General features: G+C 72.9%; 12 protein-coding genes. 2 read left to right on the forward strand and 10 right to left on the reverse strand.

Annotated elements, in window-relative coordinates; all coding sequences use genetic code 11:
* Nucleotides 1–149: 149 nt before the first annotated feature.
* The 3 genes from R4Z62_RS19635 to R4Z62_RS19645 form a co-directional block, all read right to left on the reverse strand.
* On the reverse strand, nt 150–1,373 hold the full coding sequence (locus tag R4Z62_RS19635) for a L,D-transpeptidase (protein WP_385503708.1): 1,224 nt from the start codon (nt 1,371–1,373) through the stop codon (nt 150–152).
* Nucleotides 1,374–1,557: 184 nt separating this feature from the next.
* Nucleotides 1,558–2,598: a P1 family peptidase gene (locus R4Z62_RS19640; protein ID WP_491520477.1), complete on the reverse strand. Its 1,041-nt coding sequence runs from the start codon at nt 2,596–2,598 to the stop codon at nt 1,558–1,560.
* A gap of 51 nt (nt 2,599–2,649) precedes the next feature.
* Nucleotides 2,650–3,957, reverse strand: a complete 1,308-nt coding sequence (locus R4Z62_RS19645) for a low temperature requirement protein A (RefSeq protein ID WP_491520478.1) — start codon at nt 3,955–3,957, stop codon at nt 2,650–2,652.
* Nucleotides 3,958–4,031: 74 nt separating this feature from the next.
* Between R4Z62_RS19645 and R4Z62_RS19650 the strand changes: the two genes are divergently transcribed.
* Entirely contained in the window at nt 4,032–4,202 is a 171-nt protein-coding gene (locus R4Z62_RS19650; RefSeq protein WP_173860840.1) for a hypothetical protein, read from the forward strand.
* A 157-nt stretch (nt 4,203–4,359) separates the two neighbouring features.
* Here the strand turns inward: R4Z62_RS19650 and mscL are convergent, their stop codons facing one another.
* The 4 genes from mscL to R4Z62_RS19670 form a co-directional block, all read right to left on the reverse strand.
* Entirely contained in the window at nt 4,360–4,827 is a 468-nt protein-coding gene (mscL, locus tag R4Z62_RS19655; protein WP_173860839.1) for a large conductance mechanosensitive channel protein MscL, read from the reverse strand.
* Nucleotides 4,828–4,884: 57 nt separating this feature from the next.
* The gene (locus R4Z62_RS19660) at nt 4,885–5,601 is read right to left on the reverse strand and encodes an RcpC/CpaB family pilus assembly protein (RefSeq protein WP_491520479.1); all 717 of its coding nucleotides are present in this window, start codon (nt 5,599–5,601) and stop codon (nt 4,885–4,887) included.
* Between the two features lie 374 nt (nt 5,602–5,975).
* A complete protein-coding gene (locus R4Z62_RS19665; protein ID WP_382845018.1) occupies nt 5,976–6,809 on the reverse strand; it encodes an S-methyl-5'-thioadenosine phosphorylase in 834 nt (277 codons plus the stop codon).
* Between the two features lie 215 nt (nt 6,810–7,024).
* Entirely contained in the window at nt 7,025–8,017 is a 993-nt protein-coding gene (locus tag R4Z62_RS19670) for an Lrp/AsnC family transcriptional regulator (protein WP_355482852.1), read from the reverse strand.
* 209 nt (nt 8,018–8,226) lie between these two features.
* On the opposite strand from R4Z62_RS19670, the gene R4Z62_RS19675 reads away from it, so the two are divergent.
* Nucleotides 8,227–9,819 (forward strand): MFS transporter, encoded by a 1,593-nt coding sequence (locus tag R4Z62_RS19675; protein WP_491520480.1) that lies wholly within the window; start codon nt 8,227–8,229, stop codon nt 9,817–9,819.
* Between the two features lie 229 nt (nt 9,820–10,048).
* Here the strand turns inward: R4Z62_RS19675 and R4Z62_RS19680 are convergent, their stop codons facing one another.
* The 3 genes from R4Z62_RS19680 to R4Z62_RS19690 all read right to left on the reverse strand — a co-directional run bounded on the left by R4Z62_RS19680 (nt 10,049) and on the right by R4Z62_RS19690 (nt 13,604).
* A complete protein-coding gene (locus R4Z62_RS19680) occupies nt 10,049–10,420 on the reverse strand; it encodes an FmdB family zinc ribbon protein (RefSeq protein ID WP_385503696.1) in 372 nt (123 codons plus the stop codon).
* 67 nt (nt 10,421–10,487) lie between these two features.
* Nucleotides 10,488–11,783, reverse strand: coding sequence for an MFS transporter (locus R4Z62_RS19685; RefSeq protein ID WP_355482859.1), 1,296 nt, complete (start codon nt 11,781–11,783; stop codon nt 10,488–10,490).
* Nucleotides 11,784–12,092: 309 nt separating this feature from the next.
* A complete protein-coding gene (locus R4Z62_RS19690; protein ID WP_382845030.1) occupies nt 12,093–13,604 on the reverse strand; it encodes a potassium/proton antiporter in 1,512 nt (503 codons plus the stop codon).
* Nucleotides 13,605–13,831 lie beyond the last annotated feature (227 nt).

The raw sequence follows: 13,831 nt of genomic DNA on the forward strand, positions 1-13,831 counted from the left end.
GCATACCGTAGCCCCTCGGCGGGACATCATGTCCGGGAACCGAGAAAACGTACGCCGGAAAAACGGCCGGGCCGCACGAGAAGTTCCCGCGCGGCCCGGCCGTACCGTCAGAATCCGCTGTTCAGCGGCCCCTTGTGGCGCAGGAGTGGTCAGCCGGCGCTGCCCGCGGTCCACTCGCTCCACGACATGTTCCAGCCGTTGAGGCCGTTGTCCGGGGCGACCGTCTTGTCGGGGGAGTGCTTCACGATCACGACGTCACCGACGAGCGAGCTGTCGTAGAACCACTTGGCCGGGGTGTCGCCCTGCGCGCCCCGCACGTCCTTCATGCCCACGCAGCCGTGGCTGGTCCCGCTCTGGCCGAAGGGCGGATTGCCCGGGTTGTACCAGTAGTTGCCGTGGAGGAAGGTGCCGGACGTCGTCAGCCGCATCGCGTGCGGGACGTCCGGGATGTCGTACTCCCCGCCCAGGCCGACGGTCTGGCTGTTCATCCGGGTCTGGGTGAACTTCTCCGAGATCACCATCTGCCCGTTGTACGTCGTGTGCTCCGGGCTGCCTGTGGAGACCGGGATCGTCTTGACGGTCTGTCCGTCCCGGACCACCGTCATGGTCTGCGTGTTGACGTCCACCGTGGAGACCTGCGAACGCCCGACCGTGAAGCTCACGCTCTTCTTCTGCACGCCGAAGACGCCGTTCGCGCCCTGCACGCCGTCCAGGTCGATGTTCATCGTGACCTTGGAACCGGCCTTCCAGTACTCCTCGGGGCGGAAGTCGAGCCGCTGGGCGCCGAACCAGTGGCCGACGACCTGCTGACCGCTGCTGGAGGTCACCGTGATGTGCGACTGCACGGTCTTCTTGTCGGTGATCGCCTTGTCGAAGGTGAACGACACCGGCATGCCGACGCCCACCGTCGTGCCGTTGTCCGGCGTGTACGTGCCGATGAAGCTGTTCGACGTGGTGACGGTCGTGAAGATGGAGTTGGCGGCGGCCACCCGGCCGGCGGAGTCCTTGGCCGTGGCCGACAGCTGGTACTTGGTGCCGCGGTCCAGCTGCTCCTTCGGCTTCCAGGTGGCGCCGTCCGCCGAGATCGAACCCGGCACCTCCTTGCCCGAACCCGCGACGGTCATCTTCACGTCGGTCAGCTTTCCGTCGCTGACCTTCACCCCGGTCGCGTTGATCGACGCGCCGGTGGCCCCGTCCTTCGCCGAGATCGTGATCTTGGCCGTGGAGGTCTTGACGGTGTCCTTGCCGCCGCCGCCCTTGCCGTCGTCGTTGGCCTTGGCGTCGCCGCCGCATCCGGTGAGGGTGAGGGTGCCGACCATCAGGGCGGCACAGGCCCCCAGTATGCGCCGCGCTGCTATGTCCGGCGTTGTCACGGGCTGCTCCAGGTCGTGTGAAGTGAGTGATTGGCTTGCGTGCGTGGAGAGAGAGTCGGCGGAGCCCCCGCGAGGTTCCCGCAGGTCGGCCGAAACGCCTTCACGTGACAGAACCGCGACAATCGAAAGCCCGTCGGCACACAAGGCCCGTCGGTCCCTCAGGTCCCCCCGGCTCCCTCCCTGTTCACCGCTGTCCGTACAACTCCCGGTAGGCCGGCCATGTTCCCCCCGGTCCGTCCACCGGTACGGCGGCGCGGACGGCGTTGACGATCGCGCGGGTCACGGTGTCCGCGCCCGCCGCCAGCACCTCGTTCAGGGCGAGCGGCCCGCCGGTGCCCAGACCGGCCTCCAGCGGCCGGACTCCGGTGGCCAGGGCGAACACCGTGTCGCCGTCGTTGAGCAGATGCACCGGCCGGACGGCCCGCGCGATACCGTCGTGTGCCGTGCCCGCGAGCTTCTGCGCCTGGGCCTTGGACAGCTCCGCGTCGGTCGCGACCACCGCGAGCGTGGTGTTCAGCGGCGGCGGCGCGCTGCGCGCGGCGGCCCGAGCGATCCGGCGGCGCGCGTCCTCGTGCACCCGCGCCTCGGGATACACGGCCCGCCCCTGGAACAACTCCCCGTACAGCACCCCCGTCTCCGGATCCACCGCCGATCCGGCCGCGTTGGCCACCACGAGCGCCGCCACCGTGACGCCCGAGGCGAGCACCGTGCTCGCCGTGCCGACCCCGCCCTTGAGCGGGCCCACGGCCGCTCCCGTCCCCGCCCCCACGCAACCCTGGGGCACGGCCGCCCCCGGTCCGCTCGCGGCGGCGGCCTCCACCGCGGCCCGCCCGGTGGCCGCGTCCGGCCGGGCCCGGAAGTCGCCGCCCCGGCCCAGATCGAAGACACAGGCCGCGGGCACCACCGGCACGACGTGCGCCGGATCGGGGCCGACCCGCACCCCGCGCCCGCGCTCCTCCAGCCAGGCCATCACCCCGGAGGCGGCGTCGAGCCCGTACGCGCTGCCGCCGGTCAGGACCACCGCCTCCACCGTCCGCACCAGGTTGCGCGGATCGAGCGCGTCGGTCTCCTTGGTGCCGGGCCCGCCGCCCCGCACGTCCACGGCGGCCACGGCACCGCCCTCCGGCGCCAGCACGACCGTCGTACCGGTGAGCCACCCGCCGCCGGTCCGGGTCGCATGCCCCACCCGCACCCCGGCGACATCCGTCAACGCGTCAACTGTCATGGCAGCCAGTCTCTCCCCGCCGCCCCGGCCCGCCTCGGCGGCCGACCGCCCTCACGCCTCCCGCCGCGTCGCCCCGCTCCCTCCGCTCGCCCCGCTCCCTCCGCTCGCCCCGCTCCCTCCGCCCGTGCCGCTCCCTCCGCTCGCCCCGCTTCCGGCATACATCCGCGCGGTCAGGGTGACTCCCGTCGCCACCGCGAGCGCCGAGACGACGCCCGCGGCGAACACCGCCCACTCGCCCAGGAAAGTGCAGCAGATCACCAGCAGGGCGGCCGTCGGCAGGACGAGCTGCTGGGCGATGCCCACCTTGAAGTGCCGGGCGTGCAGCGCCCAGACCGTGATCAGGTACAGCGCGGTCGGCAGGGTCACGGCGGCCGACGCCGCCAGGGTGGACAGCCGGCTCTTGCCGACGGCCTGCTCCACCGCCACCTCGAGACCCGCGCCGATCGCCGCCGCCGAGGCGAGGATCACGTAGTGGCCGTATCCCCACAGGAACGACTCGCGGTTGGAACGCAGATGGCCGTGGATCGGCACCACGAAGTAGATCCACCAGGCGGAGAAGACGATCAGGAGACCGCCCGCCGCGATCGGCAGCAGCTCGCCCAGCGCGAAGTCCTCGTCGGCGGCCGACTTCACCGCGACCGTGGCCGCCGCGACCGTCTCGCCCAGCACGATGATGGTGAACAGCCCGTACCGTTCGGCGATGTGGTGCGGATGCCAGGAGGTCGCGTACGCCCGCTCCGCGTACACCGGCACCGCCAGCTCCGCGACGACCATCACCAGGAACACCCACGGCCGGTCCGGCTCCGGCAGCAGGACCAGGCCCAGCCAGCCGACCTGGCACAGCAGCACGCCGGCCGCGTACCTCAGTGCCATGCGCCGCTCCGCGCCCCCGGCGTTGCGCGCCGCGCGCAGCCACTGGGTGGCCATCGCCACCCGCATGATCACGTAACCGAGCCAGACCAGGAAGAAGTCGTGCTCGGCGAAGGCCCGCGAGATGCCCGCCGCCAGCACCAGCACACCGGCGACCTGCACCAGGGTGACGAGCCGGTAGAGCACGTCGTCGTTGTCGTACGCCGAGGCGAACCAGGAGAAGTTCATCCAGGCCCACCAGATGGCGAAGAACGCCATCGCGTAGTTCAGGATGCCCTGCCCCGCGTGGCCCTCCGCCACCGCGTGGACCAGCTCCGCGCCCGCCTGCGCGATCGCCACGACGAAGCACAGGTCGATGAAGAGTTCGAGCGGTGAGGACACCCGGTGTGCCTCGTGGCGGCCGCGCGCGGTCAGCGGGCGCAGCGGCCGGGGGACGCGGGAGGGCTCCGCGGAGCCGGATCCCGGAGCGGAAGCGGAACTGGACGTCATGGTTCCCAGCACAGCAGAAAGCGGCCGGAAAATCCCGTGACGGGCGCCCCTGCCGGGGACCGTACCCTGGAGGCATGAGTAGCGCCCCCGAGCCGCGTGACCCGAAGACCGCGCTGATCTTCGACGACCCGCTGAGCCAGCAGTCCACGGACGACACCGACCGGGGCTGGGGCGAGCGCCCGGACGGCGACTCCGCCGCCGACCTCAAGCGCTTCCTCGACGAGAAGCCGCCGCACCACATCTGACCGCCCCGCCGCGCCCTGCTCCGGCGGCCCCGTCCGGCCGGGCCCGGCACGCTCCACAGGAGCGGTCCCGGTCCCGGTCCCGGTCCCGTACTCGGACGAGGCGGGCGGGACGGACGAGACGTGGGAGACGTGGGAGACGGGCGGGACCGGTCAGGCGTCAGACCCGGCTGATCCGGTCGTGGTCGCCGCCGCGCTGCGAGACCAGCTCGTCGCGGATCTGCTTGAGCACCTGGAGCTCCGTGCTCTCGATGACCTCGGGAGCCTCCTCCTCGCTCTCCTTGCCCTTCTTCTGGCGGGCCAGGAACTTGGCCATGGGCAGGACCATGAGGAAGTAGACCACCGCTGCGGTGATCAGGAACTGGAGCGTGGCGCCCAGGACCGAGCCCCACATGATCTGGATGCCGTCGTCGCTCTTGCAGCTGGAGCTGAGGCACGAGCTGTAGTGGTCGAGGTTCTTGGTGCCGATCGCCCCGACGACCGGGTTGATCACGCCCTTCACCACCGAGTTGACGATATTGCTGAAGGCGGCGCCGACGACCACCGCGACTGCCAGATCGACGACGTTCCCGCGCATCAGGAAGGCTTTGAAGCCCTGCCAGACGCTCGGGTCCTTCTTCGTACTCACCTCGGGACACTCCTCGGGCATACAGGTTGTAGAACAAACAGCTCAGCAACCTAAGCCTCACCACGGGGTCACCGCCAATCGGGCCGACGCGCTCGCCCCGGCGAGCCGGGCCGCCGTGGAGGGCGGCACGGCCAGCGTGACCAGGGCGTCCTCCCCGCCGCTCGGCCCGCCTGCCAGCGCGGAACGGCCCTCGTCGGTGTTCGCCGTCGAACCGATGTGCGCGCTCGCGCCGGGGTCGGCGCCGGCCGGCCGCGGGACTTTTCTCACGCGCGCCCCGCGCGCGATCATCCGGGTCCGGCCGCCCGCCGCCGGGTCCGCCACGGCGAACACGTCCACCCGGTCGCCGGGGCGCAGCAGCCTGACCGTCGCGGCGTCGGCGATGCGCACGGGGACGGCCATCGTCCGGGCGGCGGGGCGGAGGGCCGGGCCGCGGGAGAGACCGGCGGTCGCCCCCTGCGGCTGTCCGCGGGCGGGAGCGCCGCGCGGGGTGTCCGCTGCCAGCCGCGGGCCCGCCGTGACCAGCGCGGCGGCCGTCACCGCGAGCCCGGCCGCCACGGCGCGCCTGCGGTGCCGCAGCAGCCGGTGCAGCCCGTACTGCCCGCCCCGGACCCGGACGGGCGCGAAGTGCGGCACCTCGCAGGGCGCCGGGGTGTCCACGCCCGGGACCGGGCCCGGCGTGGGCGGTTCGGGCGGATACGGGGAGAACGGACCGCCGCCGGACTCATGGGGGAAGGAAGAGGGGCCTGCGGCCGGACGCGGGGACGACAGGGACATGGGAGCTACCACCTGTGCTCGGGGACCGGTGCGGGACCGGCTTGCGATGCCACGATGCGGCTTCGCGCCGAACGCCGCCGGGGCCCGTGGGCTACCGACTGGTTGTGGACAACCCCGTCACCCGAAGGAGAGCCTCCGCCGACCGAGCGTCCCCACTCGTCCGACCCGGCCCGACCCGACCCGGCCCGCCCCGCCCAGCCGTCCCGGCCCACTCAGCCGTCCCGGCCCGCCCGGACGCCCGTCCTGCCCGGACGCCCGTCCTGACCGGACGCCCGTCCGGCCCCGCCCGGAGCCCGTCCTGACCCCTCCGATTCGCCCCTCCGATTCGCTCCCTCCCGAGCAGAGCAGCCCGCACCCACCCCCCGCGGCGCCGCCTACGGCAGCGCGAAGCCCGGATCCATCCCGCCCAGCGCGCCCGCGCACAGGCAGTTCCGCTCCGCGTCGGCGGGCAGCGCGGCCACCGCGTCGAACAGCACCCCGCGCAGCCGCTCCACATTGGCGGCGAACACCCGCAGCACCTCCTCGTGGGAGACGCCCTCGCCGCTCTCCGCGCCCGCGTCGAGATCGGTGACCAGGGTCAGCGAGGTGTAGCAGAGCTCCAGCTCACGGGCGAGCGCCGCCTCGGGATGACCGGTCATGCCCACCACCGACCAGCCCTGCGCCTGGTGCCACAGGGATTCGGCGCGGGTGGAGAAACGCGGCCCCTGCACCACGACGAGGGTGCCGCCGTCCACGGCGGCCCAGTCGCGCCCGTGCGCGGCCTTCAGCGCGGCGGCCCGCCCGGTGGGGCAGTAGGGGTCGGCCAGGGAGACGTGCACCACGCCCGGCACCGTGCCGTCGGGCAGCGGCAGCCCGTCGAAGTAGGTCTGCTCCCGGGACTTCGTCCGGTCCACGAACTGGTCCGGCACCAGCAGGGTGCCCGGCCCGTACTCCGGGCGCAGACCGCCGACCGCGCACGGGCCGAGCACCTGGCGCACTCCCACGGAGCGCAGCGCCCACAGGTTGGCCCGGTAGTTGATGCGGTGCGGCGGGAGGTGGTGGCCGCGGCCGTGCCGGGGTAGGAAGGCGACCCGGCGGCCGGCGACCTCCCCGAGGAACAGGGAGTCGCTGGGTGACCCGTACGGCGTGTCGACCTGGACCTCGGTCACGTCGTCCAGGAACGAGTAGAAGCCGGACCCGCCGATGACACCGATCTCTGCGTTCGCCATGCACCGCACCCTAGGCCGTTTCCCCCGAATCATCCTTCCGATGGGGTGAAGACGGCCGTGACCCCGTACGCGAGGACACCCCCACTTCGCCCCACGGACGCCCCCCCAACGGACTCCCCTCAGCGGCGCCCCGCCTCACCGGCGCCCCGCCCCGCCTCACCGACGCCCCCGCCTCACAGACGCCCCCCAACCGTCACACTGGCCCGCCACAGCTGTCATCCCAGCGACGGATGGATCAGCCGCCCCTGATGGATGAGCGAGGCGGACTGCTTGAGCCGGTTCACCCGCACACTGATCTCGTAGCCGCGGATCCCCTCCACGCGGGCCAGGCGGTCGGTGAGATAGCGGTAGAAGCCGGGGGCGTCCCGGCAGATGACCACGGCCATCACGTTGTACCGGCCGCTGATCGCGGCGGCGAACGCGCACTCGTTGTGGCCGCCGATCTCCTCGCCGACCTGGTGCAGCCGCTCCAGGTCGACCTGGAGCCACAGGGTGGCGTTGAGCCGGTAGCCGAGGCGCTCGGGCAGGGTGTCGACGTCGTAGGTGAGGGAGCCGGCCGCCTCCAGGACCTCCAGGCGCCGGGCGACCCGGGGCTTGGACCAGCCGGTGACCTCGGCCAGGTGGGTGTGGGTGGCCCGGCCGTCCTCGGCCAGCGCGCGCAGCAGCGGCAGGTCCTGTTCGCCCGGCGGCGGCGACGAGAGTGCCGGGACGGGCCGTCCGGCGGTCAGCCGCCGAACCTGCTCGGGGGTGAGCGAGGCGTCGGGGTCGGTCCAGGGCGCGGTGCCGGGGCCGCCGTAGACGCGTACGACCAGGTCGACGTCGACGTCCAGGACCGCGCCCGCCCGCGGCAGCTGGCGCAGCAGCAGGTCGTCGCGGTCGGTGCCGGCGGGGGAGCGGATGATGCAGATGATCTCCGAGCCGCCGGAGGCGATGCCGACGTACGCCACCTCGGACCGGCGGGCCAGTGAGTGGGCCAGCGGGCCCACCGCGTCCGGGCGGCAGCGCAGCCGGGCGATCCACTCCGCCTGGCCGCGGGCGTTCAGGTTGCCCAGCCCGACGACGCGCAGCATGCCGTCCCGCCGCAGAGCGGTGTAGCGGCGCGCCACGGTCTGCTCGGAGACGCCGATGACTTCCCCGAGCCGCCGGAACGACACCCGTGGCGCGCACTGCAGACCGTGGATGATTTTGTGGTCCAGATCGTCGGGCATGGAGGAATTCTGCCATCTGGAGGCGATAGGCCGGAGTTTCAGTGATGCCGGGAGGGATCGGCTGCGGGTTCCGGACGCTTCCGGGTGAAGCTGATCGGCGGCTCCACGGGCGGCTGCCGCCGGCCGTCGCTCCCGGGAGCGGGCGCTCGCCGGACGGCGGCGCTCCGAGAACGCGGGCCACGCCCCGCAGCAGCCGAAGGAACGACTCCGTGAACTCCGCAACGACGCCGGATCCCAGGGCCGGACGGGCCGCCACGCTCGTCGTGGCCTGCCTGGGTGTGTTCGTCGCCTATCTGCCCGTCACCACCGTGTCGGTGAGCCTGCCGGCGATCCAGCGCGCGCTGGGCGCGTCGACCTCCGAACTGTCCTGGGTGTCGGACGCGTTCGTGCTGCCGATGGCCGCGCTGATCCTGACCACCGGTGTCCTGGGCGACGTGTACGGCCGCAAGAAGGTCTTCCAGGCCGGCATGGCGTTCTGCGCGCTGGGTGCCGCGATCTCGCTGCTGTCCGGCTCGGTGCAGGCGCTGTGGGTCGGGCAGGCCGTCTCCGGCATCGGTGCCGCCGCCCTGCTGCCCACCACGCTCGCGCTGATCAGCCACGCCGTGCCCGACCACCGCGAGCGGGGCAGGTTCATCGGTTTCTGGGCGATGAGCCTGACGGCCCCGCTCGCCGTCGGCCCGCTGATCGCCGGGGCCCTGCTGGAGCACGCCGCCTGGCGCTGGATCTTCCTGCTGCCGATACCGGTCTCCGCGGTCCTGCTGGCCGTCGCCGCGTTCCGGCTGCCCGACTCGCGCGCCCCGCACGGCCGCCGGCTCGACTGGCCCGGCCAGATCACCGCCGCCGTCGCCGTCACCGCGCTGGTCTACGGCGTCATCGAGGGCGGCGCGGGCGGCTTCGGCGAACCCGCCGTGATCACCGCCCTGGCACTCGGCGCGGTCGCCGCCGTGGCCTTCGTCCTGGTGGAACTGCGCAGCCCCAGCCCGATGCTGGACCCGGCGCTGTTCCGCAGCCCCGCGTTCACCGCCACCGCGCTGGTCGCCATGGTCAGCTTCCTCGGCCTGATCGGCTTCTTCTTCGTGCTCAGCCTGTACTTCGGCCTGGTCCAGCACCTGAGCACCATGCAGGCGGCACTGCGGCTGGTGCTGGTGTCCGGCACCTCGCTGGTGGCCGGTCTCCCCGTCGGACGGCTGATGCACCGGATCTCGCCGCGGGTGCTGATCACCTCCGGGCTGGTGCTGATCGCCGCCGCGCTGCTCGCCATGACCGGCGTCGACGCCGGCACCTCCTACGCGTCGCTGGCCTGGCGGCTGGTGCTGCTCGGTCTCGGCATGGGCGCAGTGCTCACCCCGATGACCGCCTCCGCGGTCTCCGCCGTCCCCTTCCACCTGGCCGGGATGGCCGCGGCCGGCAACAACGCGATCCGCCAGGTCGGCGGCGCGCTCGGTCCCGCCGTCCTCGGCGCGCTGCTCACCACCCGCGCGCTGAACGCCCTGCCCGAGCGGCTCGCGGACGCCGGTGTCCCGGCCGGGACCGGCGCACGTGTCGTGGACGCCGCGCGCGAACACGGCCTGGGCGCCGTCGCCGGACTCGACCTCGGCCCCGCCACCGGTCAGGCGCTGACCGCGCTGGGCAGCTCCTTCCTGGACGGCATGCGGCTGTGCCTGCTGGTCTCCGCCGGCCTCGCCCTGCTGGCCGCGCTGGCCTGCGCTCTGCTGCTGAAGAGCCCGTCGGGCGCGGGGCCGGGCACGGCGGGCCAGGGCCAGGGGAAGCCGGTGCGGGAAGCGGAGCGGGCCGCGGCCTAGGCCGTTGGCCGTTGCCCTCAGGGGGAGAGGGCCCGCGGCATCCAGGACGCCCGGGACGGGCGCGAGCGGCCGTTGTCCTCAGAGGGAGAGGGCCCGCGGGAGCTCAGCGGGGAGGTGGCCCGTAGGACAGGGCCCCCGGGAGGGGCCTCACCAGCCCAGCCCGCACCCGCCGCGGGCACGCCGAAGTCCCCGCTGTCGTACGACAGCGGGGACTTCGGCGAAAGCGATGTCAGGCGGCGGAGCTGCCGGCCGAACTCGTGGCCGAAGACGACGAGGACGACGAAGACGACGAGGACGACGACGATCCGGAACCGGACGACGACGATCCGGACGACGACGCCGACGAGGACGAACCCGCATCGGACGACGACGCCGAGGAGCCGCCCGCCGACTTCGACGACGCCGGGCTGCTGCTCGACGAGGAGCCGCGGCTGTCGTTGCGGTAGAAGCCGGATCCCTTGAAGACAATGCCGACCGCGGAGAACACCTTCTTCAGGCGGCCACTGCAGGTGGGGCACTCGGTGAGCGCGTCGTCGGTGAACTTCTGCACCGCCTCGAGGCCCTCGCCGCACTCGGTGCACTGGTACTGATAGGTGGGCACTGTCTTCCTCCTGGCACTCTCACTCGATGAGTGCTAACGACAGTCCATAGTGACGTATTCCCCGGGATCAGTCCACTGCGACAGGTGCGCGGTGACCGACGCCACGTGCCACCGTGCGGCTGTCGGACCGGGTGGCGAGCCGTGACCGCAGGGTGAGCAGGGTCAGCAGCGCCAGCACGGTACCGGCCATCGGGACCAGGAAGCCGGCGCCGCCCCACAGGTGGTCCTCCAGCTGTCCGGCCACGGTGACGGCGGCGGCCTGGCCGAGCGCGACCGCGCCGGTGAGCCAGGTGAACGCCTCGGTCCGGGCGCCCGCCGGGACCAGGCCCTCCACCAGCGTGTAGCCGGTGATCAGCGCGGGCGCGATGCACATGCCGACCAGCAGGCCGAGCGCGGCGAGCAGCAGCACCGAGTGCGCGGTCCACAGCGCGGACGCGGCCACCGCCAGCGCGGCGTAGCCGATGACCAGGCGGCGCTGCGGGGCGACCTTCCAGGCGATGGCGCCGCAGACGATGCCGGAGAGCATGTTGCCGGCGGCGAACGTCCCGTACAGGACGCCGTTCAGGCCCGGCTCGCCGATCGACTCGGTGAACGCGGCCAGCGAGACCTGCATACCGCCGAAGACGGAGCCGATGCCCAGGAAGGTCACGACCAGTACGCGCACACCGGGGACGCGCAGGGCCGGGACGTGCTCCACGCGCGCGTGCCCGCGGCCGGAGACGGACGGCTGGGTGCGCTTCTGCGCGGCGAACAGCAGGCCGCCGACCAGGGTCAGCGCGGACTCCGTGAGCAGACCGGCCGCCGGGGTGACGGCCGTGCACAGGGCGGTGGCGAGCAGCGGGCCGAAGACGAAGGTCAGTTCGTCGGTGACCGACTCGAAGGCCGCCGCGGTGGTCATCAGCGGTGAGCCCTTGAGGGTGACGCCCCAGCGGGCGCGCACCATGGGGCCGACCTGGGGCACCGAGGCGCCGGTCGGCACGGCCGCGACGAAGAGCGCCCACAGCGGGGCGTGCGCGAGCGCGAGCGCCGTCAGGGTGAGCCCGGCGGCGGCGTGCACCAGGACGCCGGGCAGCAGGACGGCGCGCTGTCCGTAGCGGTCGGCGAGCCGTCCGCTGTAGGGCGCGAACACGGCCATGGAGACACCGGTGACGGCCGCGGTGGCGCCCGCGGCGCCATAGGAGCCGGTGGTGTGCTGCACCAGCAGCACGATGGAGATGGTGAGCATCGCGAACGGCTGGCGTGCCGCGAAGCCGGGGAGCAGGAACGTCCAGGCGCCGCGGGTACGCAGCAGTTGCCCGTATCCGGGGCGGGAGGATGCCGGCGAGGTCTTCGCGGGGTCGGTGGTGGTGACCGCGGATCCCACGGCCCGTGCCTTTCTGCCGCCTGGTAGCGCGGGCCCTCGGGTACGGGCGCGCCGAGAGCTGTCCTCTTGCGCGGACTGCGGTAGATGCCGGCGCCCGCGGAGAGGGGGCGTCCCGACCGCCATACGGTCGCGCCAGCTCTGCGTCAGGCAGAGTTGGTTCGATCAGGGTGCGCCTTCATCGTACAGGGCGCGGGGCCGCCGCCCCTGTGAAAACGAGCACCACGGGCGGTTCGCCCCCACCTTCGAAACCCCGGGCCCGCGCGGCGCGGACCCCGTACGGCACAGGCCCGCGAACGCGCCGGGCGGGAGTCACCCGGGCCCGCTCGCTCCCGCCCCGTTGGTGCCCAGCCAGCTCGCCAGCTTGCCGCCCCGGCCGACCGCGCGCAGGCGGCGCTCCGCGGCCTCGCGGACCGGGTCGGTGGCGACGACGAGGAGTTCGTCGCCGCGCCTGAGGACGGTCGTCGGCAGCGGGACAAACGATTTTCCGTCGCGGACGACCAGGGTGACCGCGGATCCGGCGGGCAGCCGCAGCTCGGCCACCTCCACGCCGTGCATCCGCGACCCCTCGGGGATGGCGACGGACAGCAGGTGGCCGCGCAGCCGCTCCAGGGGTGCCGACTCGATGCCGAGGTCGGCGGCCTCCTCCCCGCCGCCCAGCCGGAGCTTGCGGGCCAGCCAGGGCAGCGTCGGGCCCTGCACCAGGGTGTAGACGACGACGAGCACGAAGACGATGTTGAAGATGCGTCCGCTGGCGTCGACGCCGTTCACCATGGGGATGGTGGCCAGGATGATGGGGACGGCGCCGCGCAGCCCGGCCCACGACATCAGGGCCTGCTCGGACCAGGGCACCCGGAAGGGCAGCAGGCTGACCAGCACGCTCAGCGGCCGCGCGACCATGGTCAGGACCAGGCCGATCAGCAGGGCGGGCACGAAGTCGTCGACCAGTTCGTGCGGGGTGACCAGCAGGCCGAGCAGGACGAACATGCCGATCTGGGCGATCCAGCCGAGCCCCTCGGCGAAGCCGCGGGTGGCGGGCCAGTGCGGCAGCTTGGCGTTGCCGAGGACCATCGACGCCAGATAGACGGCCAGGAAGCCGCTGCCGTGGGCCAGCGCTCCGGCGGCGTAGGCGGTGACCGCGATCGCCATCACGGCGATGGGGTAGAGGCCGGAGGCCGGCAGGGCGACGTGCTTGAGGCCCCAGGAGCCGAGCCAGCCCACCGCGAGGCCGATGGCCGCGCCGATGGCCAGCTCCAGCGCTATCTCGCCCAGCAGCACGTACCAGTGCTCCACCGGGCCCGCCGCGGAGAAGGCGACGACCAGGATGACCACCGGGGCGTCGTTGAAGCCGGACTCGGCCTCCAGCGTGCCCGTCACGCGCGCGGGCAGGGGGATGCGGCGCAGCACGGAGAAGACGGCCGCCGCGTCGGTCGAGGAGACCACCGCGCCGATGATGAGGGCCTGGCGCCATTCCAGGCCGGTCAGGTAATGGGCGCCGGCCGCCGTGACGCCGACACTGACCGCGACCCCGAGCAGCGCCAGCACGGAGGCGGACGGCAGAACCGGCCGGATCTCCTTCCACTTCGTACCGAGCCCGCCCTCGGCGAGGATCACCACGAGGGCCGCGTAGCCGATGACCTGGGTCATCTCGGCGTTGCTGAAGTGGATGTGGCCGAGGCCGTCCGCACCCATGACGATGCCGATCCCCAGGTACACGAGCAGGCTGGGGAGCCCGCTGCGGGAGGAGATCCGCACTGCCGCGACCGCGACGAGCAGGACGAGGGAGCAGGCGAGCAGGAGCTGGTTGAGGTGGTGGACAGTCAGTGGCGGTTCCTTCCCCGAGTTCTCGGCATTCTCCGGCGTCGCCGTTCTCGGGCTCCACCAGTTACTTCGTTACCTTACCTAACTCTTGACGCTTTCTTGACGCCTTCGCGGCGGTGATCGAACGCTCGTGCGCGCCGGGATGCGACTCCGCGTCAAGGGCCACCGGGCCCTGCGCCTATGGTTGCTCCAGCACTCCAGTACCGCCTGCCGCTCGCGTTAGGACAGCA

This window comes from Streptomyces sp. PL-25 (assembly GCF_058344915.1).

Bases quoted from the DNA above. Each gene is read 5' to 3' on its own strand.
- R4Z62_RS19640 (WP_491520477.1), bottom strand. From the start codon at position 2,598: ATGACAGTTGACGCGTTGACGGATGTCGCCGGGGTGCGGGTGGGGCAT.
- R4Z62_RS19645 (WP_491520478.1), bottom strand. From the start codon at position 3,957: ATGACGTCCAGTTCCGCTTCCGCTCCGGGATCCGGCTCCGCGGAGCCC.
- R4Z62_RS19665 (WP_382845018.1), bottom strand. From the start codon at position 6,809: ATGGCGAACGCAGAGATCGGTGTCATCGGCGGGTCCGGCTTCTACTCG.
- R4Z62_RS19660 (WP_491520479.1), bottom strand. From the start codon at position 5,601: ATGTCCCTGTCGTCCCCGCGTCCGGCCGCAGGCCCCTCTTCCTTCCCC.
- R4Z62_RS19650 (WP_173860840.1), top strand. From the start codon at position 4,032: ATGAGTAGCGCCCCCGAGCCGCGTGACCCGAAGACCGCGCTGATCTTC.
- R4Z62_RS19670 (WP_355482852.1), bottom strand. From the start codon at position 8,017: ATGCCCGACGATCTGGACCACAAAATCATCCACGGTCTGCAGTGCGCG.